This is a genomic window from Hyphomicrobium sp. 802, assembly GCF_000526135.1.
Lineage (GTDB): Bacteria > Pseudomonadota > Alphaproteobacteria > Rhizobiales > Hyphomicrobiaceae > Hyphomicrobium_B.
In genome coordinates this window covers 3,426,867-3,445,675 of sequence record NZ_JAFM01000001.1, presented here as the reverse complement: position 1 = coordinate 3,445,675, position 18,809 = coordinate 3,426,867, and the positions used below count along the sequence as shown (strand labels likewise).

Below are 18,809 nucleotides of genomic sequence, written 5' to 3'. Positions count from 1 at the left end.
AGATCCTTAGAAGGGCAGAAATCCCCCCAGGGACGATTCATAGGTAGGTTTTCGAACGGTGCGGCGACCGCCGCTCCCTTTGCGCGCCAGATATCTCTTGGCGTCCGGGTCCCCCAAGGCGGCGGCTTTCTGCAGCCATGCACGGCCATCCTTCGTCATGCGGGGACCGCCTTTCCCTTGGATCAAAGCAATGCCGTAGTCGTACATGCCGATGCGATCACCCGCATTGGCAGCCTTCTCGTACCACTGGCGGGCTTCCGGAAGATTTTTAGGGCCACCCAAGCCCCTTTCGAGGAGAAAGCCATATAGAGGCATCGCAAACGAACAACCGGCTTCAGACGCGCTCTTAGCCCATGTACGCGCCGAAGAATAATTCACGGCAACGCCTTGCCCGTGCGCGTAGATCGTTGCGAGCATCCCCATAGCATCCGCATCACCTTTTTCGGCTGCTTTTTGAGCCCAGTCCCGCGCTCCGCTTAAATCCTTTCGACCGCCTGTCCCGTCATACAAAACTTTCGCATAGTAGGTCATGGCCCGAACGAGGCCCTTTTCGGCCGCCTTCTGATACATTTCGCGCGCGCCCTGGGGATTTGCCGGGCCACCCGTCCCGGTTTCAAAATAGTAGCCCATTCTATACAAGCCGTTGGCGTCGCCCTGATCGGCCGCCCGCTGAAACCACGACCGTGCCACCGCGAAATCTTGAGGGCCGCCCTCACCATCCTGAGAAAGATAGCCCATCCAATCCATCGCCGGGACATTCCCGGCATTCGCTGCTTTCTCAAACCAGGAACGAGCAGAGGCAACGTCTTTGGGGCCGCCTTGGCCGTTGTGCAGCATCATTGCCAGGCTGAACATTGCTTCTGATAGGTCACCGTTATTTGCGGCCCCTTCATACCATTTTCGAGCGGCTGGTAAGTCCGCGTCGCCCCCCAATCCTTTCTGTAGGATCGACGCCAAAAGGTTCATCGCAGAAGCATTGCCGGCGTCCGCTGCGTGTGACAGCAGATCTCGCGCCTGAGTTAAGTTTCCGTCGTCGTATGCCTTGGAACCGGCTTCCCAGAGTGCCACCCCTTTCGGGTCAGCGTCCCTCGCGGAGGCGCCCGTGTGACTGAAGAAATTTATAAGCACGGCTGCCAAGGCGAAGACGAATATCCGTGCCAATTCTCTTCTCCGTCTTATGCCGTGCTTGTTCAAAACGTTCCCACGAGATGCGGCGGGTAGCTGCAACGGCTATCATCGCCTTCGAGGCGTCGAATAGCTTCGCTCATGACATCACCGATGGCACCAACGATTGCAGGATGTGTAAGATTCGCGCTAGGCCAAGGCATTGCATGCGCTGATGGCCACCTGACGTCTGCGGCAAATGTTATAGTCATATCGCCCGGGCTCGTACGGAGCACCGTAGACGCGCCACAAGATATTGATTTAATAAGCAAAACGGAATGGCGTGGCTGTTTTAAATAGCTGCTTTCAGATGCCGTTCCAAGCGATTTTGAGCCAGCTTTCTAGCTCGCGTGGTGCCTAGCCCAGCTAAAAACAGATTTCGAACGGCTGGTGCATCTCGGCCGCGGATATCGATCGTGACAACTCGGTTGCTCCTTCGCGACGACATCTTTCACATAAGAGGCTTCCCCATGACCCTCAGCTCTCGAGCAGATTTGGTTGATGTGAATCAAGCATCGCCGGAAGTGCATATGCGAGCCTCGAAGCCATTCATTGCTCGGGAGGTTTCGTCATGTCCAAGAGCGGGAATCACACGCCATTTTATTACGTCGCAATCGCGATAGGAGTTTTTGGGTTTCTGTTGGTCGGTAGGCCTGCCGCATTCTCCGAGCAACTTCAATCTGCGCAAACCAAGTCGGAAGCCCCAACGGATGCCGGGGAAGATGCTAAAGCAGCTATTGATGCCGCCAAGAAAGCCGCTTTGAACGCAATCGAAAAGGCACGGCGAGCTGTTAAAGACGCAATCGACAAAGCGCGAATTGTTATTCCGCGTTCCATTGACAATGCTCAGCATAGAACGACGGAAGCCTTGGACAAGGCGCAACGAAGCGCAGATGAGTTCTTCGATAAGACCGAAGATGCGACGAAGGATGTCCTCGGCAAAGCTCGGGAAACTATCGATGAAGAGCCAAAAGCAATGCCCGATCAAAGGTTCAAAGCGGGTGAACAAACATACCGGACCTACTGCGCCTTATGCCATGGAATTGGCGCGAGCCCGGGGATATTTGCCGAAGGGCTGAAGAAGCCTGCTCCCGATCTAACCCAAATCTCCAAGCACAACGGCGGCTGGTTTCCCAGAGGGAAGGTGGAAGGAATTATCCGCGATGGCGGCATAAGCGGACACGGAACAATGCGGCTGCTTGCATGGGAGGGTTATTTCAACGAGAACATGCCACCTGACGCCGCTGATCGTGAGATTGATGAGCTCGTCTCCTATTTGGAGAGCCAGCAGGCACGGTGAACCCAATACCAGTCTTGGAATCGTTGTTCGCATGAGTTCATTGGAGCCGTGACCTGACAAGTTCTTCGGCAGTTGATGTTGGCTCCTCACGTATCGACGCGCCGAGGCCTGCTACGTCTGTCGATTGCACGCTCGTAGAGAGCAGTTCTACGATCATACCGGTGGAATTTTCTCCAGCTGCATAGTCGCTTGCGCCAGTCTAAGAAACAGATCTCGCCGGCGCTTCAGCGGCAACCAATCGTAAAGAAAAGTCTCGATCGGCTTCCAATTGGCGACCCATCCAAAGAAGACTAAGCTCTCGGAGACGATGGCCGCAAGCGGCCCTGCGCCGAGCGTGCTTCGCACCAATTGGCTGCCGAGGAGACACGCCACCAGGGTGGCGGAGCCCACGAATAAATAGAGGCGTCCGATTCTAAACAGCTCATTTAGTTCGCGTTGCGCAAATTGGGCGCGTTCTGTGAAGTAGTTTGCCAACGCCGACGGAAGCTCGCACTTTTGAGCATCATGCATCGCCTCGTCGGGCAAATGGATAACAATCTTCAGAGGCAAGTCTGATGGTAATTCGCGTGCCCAGCCGACGATGTACTCTTCGGCATCTTGATCCAGATCCCGCTCGTGAAAAGGCGATGGGTCGAGCGAGTTAAAAAGCTGCGCCAGCTTTTGAATCCGCAGCTCGATGACGCCATGGGCGTTCGATGTCTTCTCGTCAGTGTTGTTTGTTGCCATAAGCCCGAGCGCCTCTCCGAACCTCCGATGGCGATGATAATACAAGGCTTACGCAGACTTGAGCGAACTACAGCAGAGTATCCGCTTGGCCCAAGTACGAAATGGCATTTCCACCCACTTAGGGACGACTACTTGAGGTGCGGGGGGAGGCCACCAGAGTCTGTTTTCTATGCATCACGGACGAGACGCCATATTCGCCCCATTCGAGTCGCGGAATTTGGCGTGATGAGCGTCCGAACGAGCGGTCGTTGAAAGGCTTTACCGCCGCGGCGTGTCGTTCACGGCTGAGGGCAGGTTCACGCGACGCGACAACTCCTCGGCGCTTTCCTTCCTTTCGCTGTAACGATCGACAAGATAGTCAGCGCAGTCGCGGGTAAGCAGGGTGAACTTCACCAGCTCCTCCATCACATCTACAACGCGGTCGTAATAGGCTGATGGCTTCATGCGGCCGTCCTCGTCGAATTCATTGAAGGCCTTTGCGACGGAAGACTGGTTCGGAATGGTGATCATCCGCATCCAGCGGCCCAGCACGCGCATCTGGTTCACGGCATTGAAGGACTGAGAGCCGCCGCTGACCTGCATCACGGCCAGCGTCTTGCCCTGGGTGGGGCGAATAGCGCCCGTAGACAAAGGTATCCAGTCGATCTGTGACTTCATCACGCCGCTCATCGCACCGTGCCGCTCCGGCGAGCACCAAACCTGGCCCTCGGACCAGGCAGCAAGCTCGCGCAATTCCTGCACCTTGGGATGGGTCGCGGGCGCGTCATCCGGCAGCGGTAGGCCATGCGCGTGAAAGATCTTCGTTTCGGCCCCGAAATGCTCCAGCAATCGCGCCGCTTCCATCGTGAGAAAGCGGCTGTACGACCGCGCGCGCAGTGAACCGTAGAGCAAAAGGATACGCGGCTTATGGCTACCCGCCGCGGCGAGCTTATCCTCGGCGGGAATGTGCAGATGCTCGTGCGCGATGTTGGGCAGGTCGCTGGCGCCGTTCTTGCTCATCAAGCCTTCTTTCTTGCCGCAATCACTTCGCCGTCCTCTTTGGTGAAGTTGCCGATGTTCGGCTCCGCCAGGATGTCGAGCACCGTCTCCGATGGCCGGCACAGCTTCACGCCTATCGTTGTGACAACGATAGGCCGGTTGATGAGGATAGGATGCTCCATCATGAAATCAATGAGTTGATCGTCGGTCCACTTGGCATTGCCCAGGTCGAGTTCGGCAAAGGGCGTTCCCTTCTGGCGGAGCAGCTCGCGCGGGGTGATGCCCATGCGCCTAATCAGGTCCACCAGTGTTGTGCGCGAAGGCGGGGTCTTGAGGTATTCAATGATCTCCGGCTCCTCGCCGCTCTGGCGGATCATCGCCAGCGTGTTGCGGGAAGTGCCGCAGGCCGGGTTGTGGTAGATGGTGATCGCCATCGCTCATTCTCCTGCTTGCGCGGATAGGCCACGCTTTCTGACCGTCCGACCGGCCTCGTACCAGTCGCGCGACGAATTGACGATCTTCACCACAGACAACATCACGGGGACCTCGATCAGCACGCCAACGACGGTGGCGAGCGCTGCGCCGGAGTGTAGACCAAAGAGGCTGATCGCGGCGGCGACTGCCAGCTCGAAGAAGTTGCTGGCGCCGATCAGCGCGGAGGGTCCCGCCACGCAATGAGCTTCGCCTGACGCGCGGTTGAGAAGGTAGGCGAGCGCCGAGTTGAAATAGACCTGGATGAGAATGGGTACCGCCAGCATGGCGATGATCAATGGCTGCGCCAAGATCTGCTCGCCCTGAAAGCCGAATAGCAAGACCAGCGTGGTGAGCAGGGCCACGAGGGATAGAGGCTGAATGCGCCGAAGCAATGCGTTCAGCGCCCCCTGGCCACCGGTCGAGAGGACGACGCTGCGGATCACCTGCGCGATGATGACCGGCACCACAATGTAAAGCACGACCGACAAAAGGAGCGTGTTCCAAGGCACCGTGATCGCCGAAAGACCGAGCAGCAGACCGACAATCGGCGCGAACGCGAAAACCATGATCACGTCGTTGAGTGCCACTTGGCTCAAGGTGAAATGCGGCTCGCCGTCAGAGAGGTTGCTCCACACGAACACCATGGCCGTACACGGCGCAGCGGCGAGGAGAATGAGGCCGGCGATATAACTGTTGATCTCCTCGGCTGGTAGGTACGGCCGGAATATCCAGCCGACGAAGATCCAGCCCAGAAGCGCCATCGAGAACGGCTTTACCGCCCAATTGACGAAAAGAGTGACGCCGATGCCGCGCCAATGAGCTTTCACTTTGGAAAGCGCTGAGAAATCGATCTTCACCAGCATCGGAATGATCATCAACCAGATCAGCGCCGCGACGACGAAGTTCACGTTGGCCACTTCCGCCGCGGCGATCCCTGCAAAGGCAACAGGAAAGAAATGACCAAGCGCGATGCCGAAAACGATGCAGAGGGCGACCCATACCGTCAGATAGCGTTCGAAGGTTGACATGCTCAGGCTCTCTCCGGCACGGCTGAAGCTTTCAATCGGCCAATGTCGTTGAGGCGATTCTGGAGGCTGAGTTCGTCGAGTGACGCGAGCGGCAAACTGGCGAAAATGCCAATCCGGTTGTTGAGCATGCGGTAGGTATCGGCAAAGGCGAGCGCTCGCTGAGCTTCATCCCCCTGAGCCTCGGCGGGGTCCGGCAGCCCCAGTGTGCTGTCATCGGCTGCCCCGGCCAGATCGGGCAAACTTCGTTGGCGGCGTTATCGCAAACGGTAAAGACGAAATCCAATTCGGGTGCACCGGCTGCCGTGAACTCCTCCCAGGACTTTGAGCGGAGAGCACCGGTGTCATAGTTGAGCTTATTCAGAAGATTGATGGCCAGCGGGTGAACCTCACCTTTTGGCATGCTGCCCGCGCTGTAGCCATTGAACTTCCCTGCGCCGATGCGGTTGATGATGGCCTCGCCCATGATGGAACGGGCGGAATTGCCGGTGCAGAGAAAGAGGACGTTATACGGTCGATCTCGGGTCATTTTGCTTCTCCCTTACACAGCTTACGCGCCTTTTTGATTGTCGAGCCGCAAAGCTCCGGATTTCCCTGGCAGCAGTCGTCGGTGAGAAAGCTCAAGAGTTGTCGCATTCCCTCAAAGTGCGCCGCATAGCGGATGTACCGGCCAACGCGCGTGGCATGGATTAGTCCGGCGCGGTCCAATTCTTTAAGATGAAATGACGCTCCTGTTGGGGTGGCGCCAACAGCTTCAGCGATCTCGCCTGCAGGCAGCCCGTTTGGGCCCTCCCGCACCAGGAGCCGGAAGATAGCGAGGCGCTGATCGTGGGCCAACGCCGCGAGACGAGTGACAGCTTCATCAGTGTTCATAAATAGACAATACAAGAATTATTGAAATATGCAAGCCTTGTAAAGACTGCTCACTTAGATCCACCCTCCCATCAACGGATGGGTCGATCAAATATGCCTTTCAGCAGCTCCAGGATTATCAGCAGTACAACGCCCACGCTGACTGATATGAGCGCATCATGAGCGTGAAAAGCGCCAAAGTCGAAAAGGGCGCGTGCAGGTGTCCAGTAAAGAGTTGTCGCAAAGATTGCCGTAGCGAGTGCGAAGACTGCCCAGAGCATGGGGTTGGGTCGGACGAGAGATCCGAAGAGCACAGTGTCAAAGCTGCGATTGATAATAACCAATGCAACCGAGGATGCGATCATTGCACCGAAGGAGAGGGAACGAGCCTGATCGGCGGGAAGACCATACCGCAAAGACGCAACATACAGGCAGGCAATGAGAGCAAACGCTATTACACCCTGCAGCAAACACCATAGGAGCCGCGCCAATGAGAGCAGGGGCGCCTTTGCCGATCGAGGCGGGCGGCTCATGACATCGGATTCTTCCGGCTCGTTTTCGAAGGCGATAGAGCAGACTGGATCGATGATGAGTTCGAGGAAGGCAATGTGTAAGGGGCCAAGGATTGTTGGCAGTCCAGCGATGATTGGAAACAGGGCGAGTCCTGCGATCGGCACGTGAATAGCTGCAATGAAGCCCGTTGCCTTGCGAAGATTGTCAAATATTCGACGGCCTAGCCGAATAGCAGTGACGACCGAGCTGAAGTTATCATTCAGAAGGACGAGTGCAGCCGCTTCACGTGCCACGTCGGTTCCGCGACCGCCCATAGCAACACCGATGTGGGCTGCTTTCAGAGATGGCGCATCGTTTACACCATCACCAATCATCGCAGTAATCTCGCCGTTCGCCTGAAGCGCTTGAACGATGCGCAACTTATCGGCCGGCGTAATTCGCGCGAAGACGGAACATTCCCTGATGTTGCGGCCGAGGGCCGCCGCAGTCATGCTCTCGATTTCTGGTCCCGAGACCACACAGCTTGCGTCGATACCGGCTTTACGAGCGATCGCAAGGGCCGTTGTCGGATAATCGCCGGTGATCATTACGACGCGAATGCCCGCCGCCCTGCATTCGCTGACGGCACTAGCAATATTCGCCCTGATCGGATCGGTAAGGCCTATGAGGCCCACAAATTGAAAATTGAAAGCGTTCGGCTCGAGCGGCAGATCTCTTTCAGGAAACGTCGCTTCGGCGACGGCTAATACGCGCAGCCCCTCGCGCGCCATTGTATCCGTCATCGTGGAGACCCCGGCGTACTCGGCGGCCGATAACCCGCACAGCTTGGCTATCGTCTCGGGCGCGCCTTTGGCCGCTATTTTAAATTCGTCCGTAGATTTCGCCCGCCAAGCATTTACCACGGCCAGGCGCTTCCGTGTCATGCCATAGGTGCGCTCCAAGACGTCCCGATTTCGCGATTCTGTGCCGCAAGAACGCGCCTCGGCAAAATCGACGATGGCGACGTCCATTGCGTCCACAGGCGTCGGCTGCGAAGCCAGCGCTCCGGCGCGGATGAGGCGATGGAACTGAGTAGGCAACGAACCCAACGCCTCTGGCTGGCTCGCGCCAAATGTATCGCCTGTCGGCAAGCGCAGTTCAGCAATCGACATACGGTTCTCTGTCAACGTACCAGTTTTGTCGGTGCAGAGGACGGTGGCTTCGCCGAGTGCCTCTATCGCGGCCGCACGTCGCGTTAAGACTTGGGCGCGCGAAAGACGCCAGGCACCCATGACCATAAAGACGGTGAGTACGAGCGGGAATTCTTCAGGCAGCATCGCCATGCCAAGCGAGATGCCTGCAAGGAGGGCGTGGAGCACAGAATGTCCCGATGCCCACTGCAATAGGAAAGCGAGAGAGCAGACCGCCACGCCGATAATCGAGAACATCCGCACAAGACCATTGATCTCGGCCTTGAGCCGGGGCGGTTCCGGTTCAATTCGGGCGAGTGAGGCACCGATTTTTCCGATCTCGCTTCGGCCTCCGGTTGCGACAACTTCGGCTTTGCCTTGTCCCCGAACGGCGAGCGTGCCGGAAAACAAGTAAGGCGTATCATCGCCACCAGGTTTGCGGTCTGTCGGAGCCGACGCATCCCTATCGACAGGAATCTTGCGGACTGCAACGGATTCCCCTGTCAATAGTGACTCATCGGCCGACAAGTCACCTTCAATCAAAAGCCCATCGGCAGCAATCCGATCACCTTCGCTGATGATCAAAATGTCGCCGCGGACAACATCTCTGCCAGCGATGCGGCGACGCTCTCCATCCCGAATGACGAGAGCACGAGGGCTCGAGAGCTCTTTTAGGGCCTGCAGAACACGTTCACTGCGAAACTCTTGGACAATTGCGATGGCGACGGAAGTTGTCGCAAAAAGACAGAGGACAATCGCTTCGCTCGTTTCGCCAAGGATGACATAGATCCCGCCAGCGCAGACGAGGAAAAGAAACATCGGCTCACGCAGTACCTCCAACGTAATCGCGAACGCAGAGCGTCTGCTTTTACGTTCAAGCTCGTTTGGACCCTCAGTGGCGAGCCGCTTCCGCGCCTCGTCCATCGTGAGGCCGACCTCAAACCGGGTGCTCCGTTCCACGTTGTTCGCGTCAAGGGCCATCATAAAAAATGACTATAACTTCTGGCCGCAAGCGTCGCCGTCGCAAGAGATGCTGCGAGAGCGACTGTGCCATCCACATTGTCGGATAAGTGAAGGAAGTCGCTCATCGGCAGATCAACACAGAGACAGCACAGGTCGTGACGACGCGGTGGGCCTGACTGCCAAGTACAAATTCCACCAAGCCGCGATGCCCGTGAGACGCCATAACAATCAAATCACAGGCCCGCGCTTGCGCCGCCTGGACGATGCCCTCAGCCGGAAATTCGTCTTTGATGTGCACGGTCTCGCAGGTTATTCCGACTTTGGCGGCTGCAGAAGCAGCATCGGCAAGAATTTTACTCGCGTTTGAAGCCGCCGCTTTTTCATAATCTTCGATCGGATACACCACCGCGACTTCGGCCGGAGCGACCATCCTCCACGGTTCGGTGACTGTTACAATCGTTGCTTTCGACCCGAGCGCTTTCGCCAACTCGCAGCCCTGTGTAACTGCACGTTGGGCAAGCTCTGATCCGTCTGTCGCGATGAGTAAATGTTTGTACATATCGCTTTCCGAAAAAGATGTTTGCTGATGATCTTCGCTGTAGCGCACTGTTTTCCCTTGATGAACGTCAATCTCAAAGAAATTTGAGCTTCTGGACGTGCTTGACGGCGATCAAGGTCGGTTCGGGAAACATAGCCATTTTTGCTTCATTTGAAGGATTCCGAAAATGGCGAAGCCAGCTAAAATTATTGATGAAGCGCCTGAACTGCCTGAGCTTCAGATTTCTCCCGAAAAGGTTTGCTTCGTTATTGCGAAGGCGCGGGAGTTCGACGCGAAAGACGCCGTCAGTGAATCAGATCCCGGCTCGAACGCGTCCGACGACAAGATGACATCTGTTCTGGAAGATCACACGGACGATCCCGTCGTTGAAGAATTAACCTCGGTAATCAACGACATGAATGAAGACGAGCAGATTGATCTTGTCGCGCTTGTTTGGCTTGGCCGCGAAGACTATTCGGCCGCGGATTGGGCCGAGGTGCGCAAAGAGGCGGCCCGCGCGCACAACAAAAACACAGCGCGCTATTTGCTTGGCATTCCATTGCTCGGAGACTTCCTGGAAGACGGCTTCGCGCTTCTCGGTCGTTCCTGTGAGAAATTTGAGCTGGATCACCTTTAATTCTGAAAGGCGACGACGATGAAAACACGAGATTTACATCGCGCAGAGCCGCGCCATGATCTTATGAAATCGCATCTTATCGCGCCGCATCGGCATGATCCTTACAAGGCGCAAGGGAAGCTGCGAGAGCCGACAGTCTGCAATCAGTGCGGAGCCGTATTCCTCGATGGTCGTTGGCAGTGGCTGGATAGCGCGCCGACTGACGCGACGAGGCAATTGTGCCCTGCGTGTCTGCGGGAGAACGATAAATATCCGGCAGGTGAAGTCACGCTGTCTGGCAAGTTTTTCCAAAAACACAAGGGTGAGATTTTCGAGTTAATTCGAAACACGCAATCCGATCAAAACGCCGAGCACCCCTTGTCGAGGATTATTGAGATCGCCGATGCAAACGGCTCGGCGATCGTAACCACCACAGATATTCATCTGCCGCGCCGTCTCGGGCATGCACTCGAACACGCCTACAAGGGCCAATTTGATATTGACTACAGCGAAGGGGATTATTTCGTGAGGGCTCACTGGCATCGCGATGAGTAAGGGCTATTCAAATTCGCGGCAATTTTCGATATCGCGGGAGTGTTCCCATGCAGATCCCACTTCAAATTTCGTTTGAGCACATAAAGCCAGTTGATTACATCGCGAGCCGGGTTCGCGACGAGGCAAAGAAGCTCGAGCAGTTCTACGATCGGATTACATCGGCCCGGATCGTTATAGGGCGACCGCAACATCGCCACCGCCATGGAGATTTCTATAGCATCCGGCTACTCATCACGGTTCCAGGCGCCAACGACATTGCGGTAAGCCGTGAGCCGAGCGTGACGGGTCGCCACGAGGATATCAACGTTACAATTTCAGATGCTTTCGCGGCGGCGCGCCGTCAGCTTCAGGATCTGACTCGCAAGCGGCAGGCGTAGGGCGAAACACGAAGGTCAGGCCGTGTGTTGTGCAAGATCGGCGCCTTTTCGGAATTCGTGCAGTGCTTCTACAATCTCATCATCGTCGATCTGATGGAAGTCTTTATAGTGCATACCGACAGCGTAAAACGGCTCCGGAGTTTGTAAGCAGATCACCGCATCAACATCGGAACGAAGTGAGTTGACGGTTTCCAGAGGCGCGACGGGAACGGCTACAATAAGTTCCTTTGGCTTCTTTCTGCGGAGTGCGTTTATTGCGGCCCGCATGCTGGTGCCGGTCGCGATACCATCATCGACAATGATAGCGGTTCGTCCCGTGATAGCGGGCCTGGCCGCCGTGCTGGCATATTCCCGTCTTCGGCGCTCGATCTCATGAAGCTCAGCTTTCATCTCGCGCTCGATATAGGCTTGCGGGATTTCGATTTGTGCGCTGATCTCTTCGTTGAGAACAAGCTCCGGCGCCGCACCATCGACGACCGCCGCCATGGCAACCTCTTTGTGCCCTGGAACGCCGATGCGGCGCACGAAAACAAAATCGAGCGGTGCCTTCAGCTGTTTGGCGATCTCGATGGCGACCGGCACACCGCCACGCGGCATGGCTAAAACGATCGGATTTTCGAACTTTTGCCTGGAAAGCACAGATGCAAGGGCGCGTCCCGCCTCTTCTCGGTCTCTGAAAGGGAGCCAGAAACTCATCTGATATCCTCACATCAAATATTGATTATACCAGCCGATTGAGAGTTCAATAACACGATCCAAGGTGCCCGGCTCCTCGAAAAGATGCCCTGCGCCTGGGACGATCTGCAGCTTCCGGGTACAGGTCATTTGCCGAGCGGCAAATTCGTTGAGTTCGATCACGCCAATGTCGTCGCCGCCAACGATCAGGAGCGTGGGAGCGGTGACGCGCCCCAAAGCCTCCTTTGCTAAATCGGGACGGCCGCCGCGCGATACCACTGCCGAAATAGCTGGACCGAGTGCAGCGGCCGCGACCAATGCAGCGGCAGCGCCCGTGCTTGCGCCAAAGAGCCCGAGGGTAAGATCGGCTGTCTTGGGCTCTTCGAGCGTCCAGTTCACCGCCATTTGCACGCGACGTGCCAGGAGCGAGATATCGAATACATTACGGCGGTCTGAAGCTTCGGCCTCGGTCAAGAGATCGAAGAGGAGGGTAGCGTATCTATTTTCATTGAGAACGTCGGCGACATAGCGGTTTCGCGGGCTAAGACGGCCTGAGCCGCTGCCGTGTGCAAATATAACAAGCCCGCGTGCGCCGCTCGGAATGACAAGGCTGCCCTGAAGCGCAGGCAACCCAATCGTCACATCCTCTTCTTCCAGAACATCGACAGCCACTGACGCCTCCTTAAGCGTGGTGTGCAGATACGGCGCTGATCACCTCGCCAGAGAGATTACGGACGACCGCATGCGAGACATCTCCGAGACTAAGCATGCCCACCATTCTTTTCTTATCGTCAATGACCGGAAGTCGTCGGATCTTCTTCGATTCCATCAAACGGATGGCATCCTCGATGTCTTCGTCAGCCTTGCAATAGATGATGCCCTTCGTCATGACCTTCTCTGCGGTCAGGGCCGAAGGATTGGCGGAGTCGGCAAACCCTCTGCATGTAATATCACGATCGGTCACCATGCCGATGAGACGATCGTCTTTCCCAATCGGTACAGCTCCGATATCGAGGTCTTTCATCATTCTGGCGACCTCCGAAACAAGTGTATCGGGGGCAACCCATTTGGCACCTTTATGCATGACATCTTTGACTTTCATGGGACTTACTCCCTTCCCATTTTACGAAGCAACGGTGAGACGATCATCGACCCCTTGCACGCCGGGAACGGACCAAGCGGCGTTCTCGATGATGTCGTGATCTTCCCAGCTGTTGACATGGCCTTCGAGACAAACTCGATTGTCTAAAACGGCGACGCGGATTCCTTCAGCCTCGACATGGGCGTTGCGAGCCAGTGCGGCCTCGATTTTCTTTTTGATATCCGGAGCCTCAACGGGCGACTTCACCACTATGGAATTTGTTACGCCGATCACGCCCATCAGCTTTCTGACCTCGTCTTCAGCGATCTTCTTTTGGTATTGCCAATCGAGCTCGCCGCTCAGATTGACCCAACCTTTCTGCACCGTCACTCGGACGTGTTCGTCGGGTATCATGGCATGCCATTTCAAGACGCTAAGGACGCGCTTTGCAATTTCCTCATCCGACGTCTTGATTTCCGCCGGATAGCAGACATCGATTTCCTGGGCGATGGCACGAACGCCTTTTACCCGGCGTGCGGCCTGAAGCGCGGCGACTTTTTCCGCGTAGCTGCGAACGTGCCCGTGGAGCGTGATGACGCCACCGCTCGCCGAAACGCCAATATTTATCGAGTTGATACTCGGTTCGAATTCCAGTTCGTCTATGACCAACTGGCGAAGCTGCATATCGTTCATGGCCAAAAATCCTCTGACGACAAAGCTCAAAGAAAACTCAGCTAGGCTGTCGATGCGCGCAGAGATCCGGTCGCAACTCCCGACAATAACATTTTTTGCAGCGCACTCAGTTCTGAGAAATAATCCTTCGCCGTGTCTTGCCAGAACGCGATCGCAAACGACGTGAATTCGTTTGGCGACTTGATCGCTATAGTGCGCTGCAGCGCATCCATGTCCTTCAGGTAGCGTTTCTGCAAAAATTCCATCCAATTGCGCGCGATCTCTTCGTTAAGACGAAGGGAGACAGCGAGCGCTTGAAATCCAGGCCAATTGGGCATCAATGCTGCCAAGCCAGGTCCGGGCGCTTTTGGATCAAACATTTCGTGAAGCATACTGCGCACCTCCGAATTGTTAGTGCGATTTTTGCTGCGATTCCGCACCTCTCATTGATGCATCTCAATGTTGTCGCGAAATGCTCGAATGAGCGAAGTTCAATTTAGATCGTCATCTTTTTGACGCTCATCAACGCGGCAGCTGCGTTTGATTGGCCTAAAGATAATCGTTGAGTGTCGATCAACAAGGAGTTTTGTGCCATGGCAGAACCTGCAGTAAAACTTCCGGTAAAATCTCAGAGAGAATCTACATCGGGCCGTGAGTGGTGGCCGCTCGAAAATATTCGCCATCAGTTCGAGGATCTTATCGAAGAGTTTGACCGAGGTTTCTTGCGATCGCCGTTCCGCGGCTCACGCCTCGGTATTGAGCCATTATTGCGGCGAGAACTGAGCCTTGTGTCTACGCCGCCTGTCGACATCGTCGATAAAGACACAGCTTACGAGATCACCGCTGAGCTTCCAGGTCTTGATGAGAACAATATCGATGTGAAGGTCGCCAACGGAATGCTGACCATCAAAGGGGAGAAGAAGGAAGAGAAAGAAGAGAAGAAGAAGGATTATTTTCTCTCCGAGCGTCGGTATGGTTCGTTCGAGCGCCGCTTCAGCATTCCGGAAGGTGTCGATACCGGAAAGATTGAGGCAAACTTTAAGAAGGGCGTCCTGACCGTAGCGTTGCCAAAGACGAGCGAGGCCAAGACAGCCGAGAAAAAGATCGCGGTCAAAGCCGCATAAAGCAGCGCGACCTCTCCGCCGGGGTACGCATCCCGGCGGGGAGTGTGAAATCCAAATTTAGGATGGGCTTAGGGTATTATCATGGAGCTTCATCCATGCCTAAAGCGTTGTTGCAGAAGAAATCGGAATCTTCCGAGGAAGAGCGGCATCAGGTTGTTGCAAGCCAGATAGAAAGCCGTGGCGTCCGTGACGCTCTCGTGCTTGAGGCGATGAGGCATGTGCCCCGCGAGCTTTTCGTTCCGCGCGAACTTGCGGAAAAGGCTTACGATGATACTCCGCTCCCGATTGGATGCGGCCAGACAATTTCGCAACCTTATATCGTCGGGTTCATGATCGAAGCCCTTCGGCTTCGAGGAGGTGAGCGCGTCCTCGAGATTGGCACGGGATCGGGCTATGCAGCCGCCGTTCTGGCTCATATCGCCGGCGAGGTTTATACGATCGAGCTTGTCGGAGAGCTTGCTGCGAGGGCGCGGGATAATCTCCAGCGGGCGCGGGCACGTAGCGTGCACGTGCGTCATGGCGATGGCGCGCAGGGATGGCCTGAGCATGCGCCGTTCGATGCGATCCTCGTCTCGGAGGGCGTGCCAAATATCACGGCGGCGCTTCTTCACGAGCTTAAAATCGGCGGCTGTCTGGTCGCTCCTATTGGCGATAACCCGCGTTCGCAGGAGCTTGTGAGAATTACACGCGTAGCCGAGGAAGAATTTGAGCGCGAGGATATCGCCGATGTGCGCTTCGTACCCTTGATCGGCAAAGACGGATGGGAAAGCCCCGAGGATGATTGGCGCGTGAAGCCGCCTCGGGTGGTCCGCGCACGGCCGGCTGTCAGCGTTTCTGTGCCCTCGATGATCGCCAAGGAAGGCGAGATTTTCACTCATCTCCATGACGCGGACCTCAACCCACTCATCGAACGCATCGGCGATGCGCGCGTCGTCCTCATCGGCGAGGCAAGTCACGGGACTTCCGAATTTTACCGTATGCGCGCGCGGATAACGCAGCGTCTCATCGAAGACAAGAAATTCAAATTCGTTGCCGTCGAAGCCGACTGGCCGGATGCTGCGCGCATCGATCACTATGTTCGTCACCGTGATGTGCCGCCGTCAGATTGGACAGCATTTGCACGTTTTCCCACTTGGATGTGGCGTAACGCCGAGACGAAAAGCTTCGTCGACTGGCTTCACAAGAATAATGAGACGCGAGCCTTTGAAACGCGTGCGGCCTTCTATGGCCTTGATCTCTATAGTCTCTACAATTCCGTTCGCGTTGTCTTGGAGTATCTCGACAGCGTTGATCCCGAACTTGCCGTGATCGCGCGTGAGCGCTATGGCTGTCTTAGCCCGTGGGAGGCGGATCCCGCTGCTTATGGTAGGGCGGCGCTGACGGGCGAATACCGAAAATGCGAAAAAGACGTATCCCGTGTTCTCGTTGACGTACTGCGAAATCAACAAGACTATGTGATGCAGGATGGCGAGCGCTATTTCGATGCGGCGCAGAATGCCCGTCTAATAGCTAACGCAGAACGCTACTATCGCACGATGTACTATGGCTCGCGCGCATCCTGGAACCTGCGCGACAGTCATATGTTCGAGACGCTCAATCAGCTATTGATCCATCATGGCGATCACTCGAAGGCGGTCATATGGGCGCATAATTCGCATATCGGTGACGCCTCGGCCACAGAGATGAGCCAGCGGGGTGAATACAATATCGGCCAGTTGTGCCGTCGCGCCTTTGGTGAGGCTTGTTTCAGCATCGGGTTCGGCACGAATGACGGCACGGTAGCGGCGGCATCGAACTGGGACGCGCCGATGCAAGTCATGAACGTGCGCCCGGCCCACGCCCAGAGCTACGAACGTCTCTTCCATTTGAGCAACGCGCCGGGATTGATGCTCTCGCTCAAGGAAAACGGCGCGCTGCGCGAGAAATTGATGAGGCCGCTGCTGGAACGCGCCATTGGAGTTATCTACCGGCCCGATAGCGAACTTGCGAGCCATTACTTTGAAGCCACGCTGCCCCGACAGTTTGACGAATATATTTGGATCGACCGGACGAGCGCTGTAAAACCCATCAAGGGCATTGAACTCGAAGGCATGCCAGAGACTTATCCATTCGGGCTTTAGCTGACATCGTCCGCGGCAGCGCAAATAAGCTTTAAAAACGGTTGGGCGAGCGCATCGAGCCTTTGCGACCAGTGGAGAGCTTCGGCTTGGGCGACCTGTTTGGATAAGATCGCGAAATGAACGCATGTATCCTAAGATCCGTCCATTGCGATCCGTGACCGACGTCGCGATGACCTCCCCGGGGAAAGCGTGTCCATCTCTGCGGTGACAATCGATGGGGGGCGGCAAGCCGAGGATGAGGAATAGAAGAGAGGATCTCGCGGGGGGGGGGCGAGATCCTCTTTCTCATTTGCGCCAGTGGTTTCTACGGCATAGGCGGGGGGACCATAACCGTCATCTTGCGCGAGCGGTGACGAAGGAGGGGAAAAGAAAAGTCACCGCCAGAGAATAAGTAGTTTCAGACACAAGCATGACGTTGACTTGAATCAAACGGTGGGCGACGTCGGCTTCACAAGGTCTGCACGATGAAAATAGGAGTGATCCAGCGGCGGTGCTTCACGCTTGCCTTTCTCGATAGTCTGAGAAAGGTCATCCACCATCCAGCTGAAAAGCTTTTGTCCATCCTCTACAGTCGCCAGGCTTGGTTTGCCAGTGACACCGTTTTCGCTCGTTCTGTTTACGGGATGCGCAAAGACGAGGTTGTCCGTGCGATCCGGATCATCTGACGTTGGGACAAGCTCAGCCCGCACGATTTCCGGCGCGATCGCAAGCATAAGAGCTGTCTCGGCAGCATTGGCATGCCAATCCTGTGCATCGGCAAAATGTGCGTCACGCACGCGTTCGCTGACTGTTGCGGTGTTGATAACCGCGACCATCAGATCATCGTGATCTGCTCGCAGCATTTCGAGAGCACAGCGCAATGGCGCCGCATTCGTAACGTGACTGTTGACAATAAAGAGACGGCGAACTCCGCTGTGGTATGCCCAATCGCCAATTTCTTTGACTAAGGTGATCAATGTGACGGGCTGTAGCGCAATCGTCCCGGGCCATCTCCGGCTATGCCCAAGAGAGCATCCGTATGGAAGCGTCGGCAGAACCGGAACGCGCGTTCGCTCACCGACCGCCCGGCAGAGCTTTTCTCCTAGAATAAAGTCCATGCCGGTGCCGAGGTGCGGACCATGTTGTTCCGTCGCTCCCACAGGCAGAATTGCGGCCCCGTGGCTATCGGCTAAATCCGCCGGTAATTCAGTCCAGGTCTTATCGGCCCAATTCATGACGTTTCCCGAGTAAGCATGTGTTTGCTAGGCACCCGATTGAGTGCCATCCTCCTAGCGATGCTTCCGAACCTTGAATGACGTACGCTTCTTTTCGTCGTTGCCCCCGGCAGATGATTTCGTACTCTTCTTGATGTGAAGAGGCACATCTGGAAGGGGATGGAGCTGCGGAATGATCGCAGCCGCCAACTGCATTCGGCCGAAGATAACGCCGCGAAGCGTACTCAACTCGTCCGTGAGTTCCTGCAGCTTCACGGCTGGTCCCTGCACGAGAATAACTTCTAGCGTCTGATTTCCCGCCAAGTGCACGTGAAGGGAGCTGATAACCTCCGCAATGTTTTCGTATTGCAAATCCGCGAGCTTCTTCTGCAAGCCGCGAACCGTGTTGTCGTAAAAAAGCGTGATCGTTCCGACCATAACTTCGGTCCCGGACTCACGTTTGTGCTCAACCAGCCAATTGTGCAGCATATCGCTGATGGCCTGCGATCGGCTTGCGTAACCCTTCGCTTTAACGACGGCATCGAGCTCCGACAGCTGTTCCTCCGGCAACGACACGCTCATCCTAGCGACGAGGTTACTCGTTGTTTCTATAGACATCGGATCCTCCGGCATGCGCGCCTCCGCATAAAAAATGTGGACGGCAAATTACTGAGTTGGAATCACTTTATCATGC

At 55.9% G+C, this 18,809-nt stretch carries 21 protein-coding genes and 1 pseudogene; 6 read left to right on the top strand and 16 right to left on the bottom strand.

From position 1 onward, the window contains the following. Window positions 1-6: 6 nt before the first annotated feature. Window positions 7-1,128, bottom strand: a complete 1,122-nt coding sequence (locus tag HYP802_RS0117485; protein ID WP_245261535.1) for an SEL1-like repeat protein — start codon at window positions 1,126-1,128, stop codon at window positions 7-9. Window positions 1,129-1,735: 607 nt separating this feature from the next. On the opposite strand from HYP802_RS0117485, the gene HYP802_RS0117475 reads away from it, so the two are divergent. After that, window positions 1,736-2,464 carry a c-type cytochrome gene (locus tag HYP802_RS0117475; protein WP_013948691.1) on the top strand — a complete coding sequence of 243 codons (729 nt, stop codon included), beginning with the start codon at window positions 1,736-1,738 and terminating at the stop codon, window positions 2,462-2,464. Between the two features lie 153 nt (window positions 2,465-2,617). Here HYP802_RS0117475 and HYP802_RS0117470 read toward each other — a convergent pair whose 3' ends face one another. The 8 genes and pseudogenes from HYP802_RS0117470 to HYP802_RS0117435 form a co-directional block, all read right to left on the bottom strand. Next, window positions 2,618-3,190: a hypothetical protein gene (locus tag HYP802_RS0117470; protein ID WP_024276240.1), complete on the bottom strand. Its 573-nt coding sequence runs from the start codon at window positions 3,188-3,190 to the stop codon at window positions 2,618-2,620. Between the two features lie 258 nt (window positions 3,191-3,448). After that, window positions 3,449-4,189, bottom strand: a complete 741-nt coding sequence (arsH, locus tag HYP802_RS0117465; protein WP_024276239.1) for an arsenical resistance protein ArsH — start codon at window positions 4,187-4,189, stop codon at window positions 3,449-3,451. Next, window positions 4,189-4,602 carry an arsenate reductase (glutaredoxin) gene (gene arsC, locus HYP802_RS0117460; protein WP_013948688.1) on the bottom strand — a complete coding sequence of 138 codons (414 nt, stop codon included), beginning with the start codon at window positions 4,600-4,602 and terminating at the stop codon, window positions 4,189-4,191. The genes arsH and arsC overlap by 1 nt, the downstream gene beginning before the upstream one ends. A 3-nt stretch (window positions 4,603-4,605) precedes the next feature. After that, window positions 4,606-5,670 carry an ACR3 family arsenite efflux transporter gene (gene arsB, locus HYP802_RS0117455; RefSeq protein WP_013948687.1) on the bottom strand — a complete coding sequence of 355 codons (1,065 nt, stop codon included), beginning with the start codon at window positions 5,668-5,670 and terminating at the stop codon, window positions 4,606-4,608. Window positions 5,671-5,672: 2 nt separating this feature from the next. Continuing rightward, window positions 5,673-6,196, bottom strand: a pseudogene (locus HYP802_RS22505) (arsenate reductase ArsC). After that, window positions 6,193-6,540, bottom strand: a complete 348-nt coding sequence (locus tag HYP802_RS0117445; RefSeq protein WP_013948685.1) for a metalloregulator ArsR/SmtB family transcription factor — start codon at window positions 6,538-6,540, stop codon at window positions 6,193-6,195. Before HYP802_RS0117445 ends, HYP802_RS22505 begins: the two are co-directional and overlap by 4 nt. Before the next feature lie 71 nt (window positions 6,541-6,611). Then, window positions 6,612-9,182 carry a cation-translocating P-type ATPase gene (locus HYP802_RS0117440; protein ID WP_155831359.1) on the bottom strand — a complete coding sequence of 857 codons (2,571 nt, stop codon included), beginning with the start codon at window positions 9,180-9,182 and terminating at the stop codon, window positions 6,612-6,614. A 103-nt stretch (window positions 9,183-9,285) separates the two neighbouring features. Next, window positions 9,286-9,771 (bottom strand): universal stress protein, encoded by a 486-nt coding sequence (locus HYP802_RS0117435; protein WP_013948683.1) that lies wholly within the window; start codon window positions 9,769-9,771, stop codon window positions 9,286-9,288. A gap of 118 nt (window positions 9,772-9,889) precedes the next feature. Between HYP802_RS0117435 and HYP802_RS0117430 the strand changes: the two genes are divergently transcribed. Genes HYP802_RS0117430 through HYP802_RS0117420 form a run of 3 tightly spaced genes read left to right on the top strand, consistent with a single transcriptional unit; the run spans window position 9,890 to window position 11,250 of the window. Next, window positions 9,890-10,339, top strand: coding sequence for a DUF3775 domain-containing protein (locus HYP802_RS0117430; RefSeq protein ID WP_013948682.1), 450 nt, complete (start codon window positions 9,890-9,892; stop codon window positions 10,337-10,339). Between the two features lie 18 nt (window positions 10,340-10,357). Then, a complete protein-coding gene (locus HYP802_RS0117425) occupies window positions 10,358-10,873 on the top strand; it encodes a BCAM0308 family protein (protein WP_013948681.1) in 516 nt (171 codons plus the stop codon). A gap of 47 nt (window positions 10,874-10,920) precedes the next feature. After that, window positions 10,921-11,250 carry an HPF/RaiA family ribosome-associated protein gene (locus HYP802_RS0117420; RefSeq protein ID WP_013948680.1) on the top strand — a complete coding sequence of 110 codons (330 nt, stop codon included), beginning with the start codon at window positions 10,921-10,923 and terminating at the stop codon, window positions 11,248-11,250. Between the two features lie 15 nt (window positions 11,251-11,265). On the opposite strand, the gene HYP802_RS0117415 is transcribed toward HYP802_RS0117420, so the two are convergent. The 5 genes from HYP802_RS0117415 to HYP802_RS0117395 are packed head-to-tail and all read right to left on the bottom strand — an operon-like array spanning window position 11,266 to window position 14,070. Beyond that, entirely contained in the window at window positions 11,266-11,946 is a 681-nt protein-coding gene (locus HYP802_RS0117415; RefSeq protein ID WP_024276236.1) for a phosphoribosyltransferase, read from the bottom strand. A 9-nt stretch (window positions 11,947-11,955) separates the two neighbouring features. After that, window positions 11,956-12,597, bottom strand: a complete 642-nt coding sequence (locus tag HYP802_RS0117410; protein WP_024276235.1) for an alpha/beta hydrolase — start codon at window positions 12,595-12,597, stop codon at window positions 11,956-11,958. A gap of 10 nt (window positions 12,598-12,607) precedes the next feature. Next, the gene (locus HYP802_RS0117405) at window positions 12,608-13,027 is read right to left on the bottom strand and encodes a CBS domain-containing protein (protein ID WP_013948679.1); all 420 of its coding nucleotides are present in this window, start codon (window positions 13,025-13,027) and stop codon (window positions 12,608-12,610) included. A gap of 21 nt (window positions 13,028-13,048) precedes the next feature. Then, window positions 13,049-13,699, bottom strand: coding sequence for a BON domain-containing protein (locus HYP802_RS0117400; protein ID WP_013948678.1), 651 nt, complete (start codon window positions 13,697-13,699; stop codon window positions 13,049-13,051). 41 nt (window positions 13,700-13,740) lie between these two features. Next, window positions 13,741-14,070, bottom strand: coding sequence for a hypothetical protein (locus HYP802_RS0117395; protein WP_013948677.1), 330 nt, complete (start codon window positions 14,068-14,070; stop codon window positions 13,741-13,743). Between the two features lie 201 nt (window positions 14,071-14,271). On the opposite strand from HYP802_RS0117395, the gene HYP802_RS0117390 reads away from it, so the two are divergent. Continuing rightward, entirely contained in the window at window positions 14,272-14,802 is a 531-nt protein-coding gene (locus HYP802_RS0117390; protein WP_013948676.1) for an Hsp20/alpha crystallin family protein, read from the top strand. Window positions 14,803-14,897: 95 nt separating this feature from the next. Further along, complete coding sequence (locus tag HYP802_RS0117385; RefSeq protein WP_013948675.1) at window positions 14,898-16,922, top strand: protein-L-isoaspartate(D-aspartate) O-methyltransferase; 2,025 nt, start codon at window positions 14,898-14,900, stop codon at window positions 16,920-16,922. Between the two features lie 425 nt (window positions 16,923-17,347). Here the strand turns inward: HYP802_RS0117385 and HYP802_RS0117380 are convergent, their stop codons facing one another. Beyond that, on the bottom strand, window positions 17,348-18,136 hold the full coding sequence (locus tag HYP802_RS0117380; protein WP_013948674.1) for a creatininase family protein: 789 nt from the start codon (window positions 18,134-18,136) through the stop codon (window positions 17,348-17,350). A 54-nt stretch (window positions 18,137-18,190) separates the two neighbouring features. Continuing rightward, a complete protein-coding gene (gene nikR / locus HYP802_RS22500) occupies window positions 18,191-18,733 on the bottom strand; it encodes a nickel-responsive transcriptional regulator NikR (RefSeq protein WP_024276234.1) in 543 nt (180 codons plus the stop codon). Window positions 18,734-18,809 lie beyond the last annotated feature (76 nt).

Bases quoted from the DNA above. Each gene is read 5' to 3' on its own strand.
- HYP802_RS0117475 (WP_013948691.1), top strand. From the start codon at position 1,736: ATGTCCAAGAGCGGGAATCACACGCCATTTTATTACGTCGCAATCGCG.
- HYP802_RS0117470 (WP_024276240.1), bottom strand. From the start codon at position 3,190: ATGGCAACAAACAACACTGACGAGAAGACATCGAACGCCCATGGCGTC.
- arsH (WP_024276239.1), bottom strand. From the start codon at position 4,189: ATGAGCAAGAACGGCGCCAGCGACCTGCCCAACATCGCGCACGAGCAT.
- arsC (WP_013948688.1), bottom strand. From the start codon at position 4,602: ATGGCGATCACCATCTACCACAACCCGGCCTGCGGCACTTCCCGCAAC.
- arsB (WP_013948687.1), bottom strand. From the start codon at position 5,670: ATGTCAACCTTCGAACGCTATCTGACGGTATGGGTCGCCCTCTGCATC.
- HYP802_RS0117445 (WP_013948685.1), bottom strand. From the start codon at position 6,540: ATGAACACTGATGAAGCTGTCACTCGTCTCGCGGCGTTGGCCCACGAT.
- HYP802_RS0117440 (WP_155831359.1), bottom strand. From the start codon at position 9,182: ATGGCCCTTGACGCGAACAACGTGGAACGGAGCACCCGGTTTGAGGTC.
- HYP802_RS0117430 (WP_013948682.1), top strand. From the start codon at position 9,890: ATGGCGAAGCCAGCTAAAATTATTGATGAAGCGCCTGAACTGCCTGAG.
- HYP802_RS0117425 (WP_013948681.1), top strand. From the start codon at position 10,358: ATGAAAACACGAGATTTACATCGCGCAGAGCCGCGCCATGATCTTATG.
- HYP802_RS0117420 (WP_013948680.1), top strand. From the start codon at position 10,921: ATGCAGATCCCACTTCAAATTTCGTTTGAGCACATAAAGCCAGTTGAT.
- HYP802_RS0117415 (WP_024276236.1), bottom strand. From the start codon at position 11,946: ATGAGTTTCTGGCTCCCTTTCAGAGACCGAGAAGAGGCGGGACGCGCC.
- HYP802_RS0117405 (WP_013948679.1), bottom strand. From the start codon at position 13,027: ATGAAAGTCAAAGATGTCATGCATAAAGGTGCCAAATGGGTTGCCCCC.
- HYP802_RS0117400 (WP_013948678.1), bottom strand. From the start codon at position 13,699: ATGAACGATATGCAGCTTCGCCAGTTGGTCATAGACGAACTGGAATTC.
- HYP802_RS0117395 (WP_013948677.1), bottom strand. From the start codon at position 14,070: ATGCTTCACGAAATGTTTGATCCAAAAGCGCCCGGACCTGGCTTGGCA.
- HYP802_RS0117390 (WP_013948676.1), top strand. From the start codon at position 14,272: ATGGCAGAACCTGCAGTAAAACTTCCGGTAAAATCTCAGAGAGAATCT.
- HYP802_RS0117385 (WP_013948675.1), top strand. From the start codon at position 14,898: ATGCCTAAAGCGTTGTTGCAGAAGAAATCGGAATCTTCCGAGGAAGAG.
- HYP802_RS0117380 (WP_013948674.1), bottom strand. From the start codon at position 18,136: ATGAATTGGGCCGATAAGACCTGGACTGAATTACCGGCGGATTTAGCC.
- nikR (WP_024276234.1), bottom strand. From the start codon at position 18,733: ATGTCTATAGAAACAACGAGTAACCTCGTCGCTAGGATGAGCGTGTCG.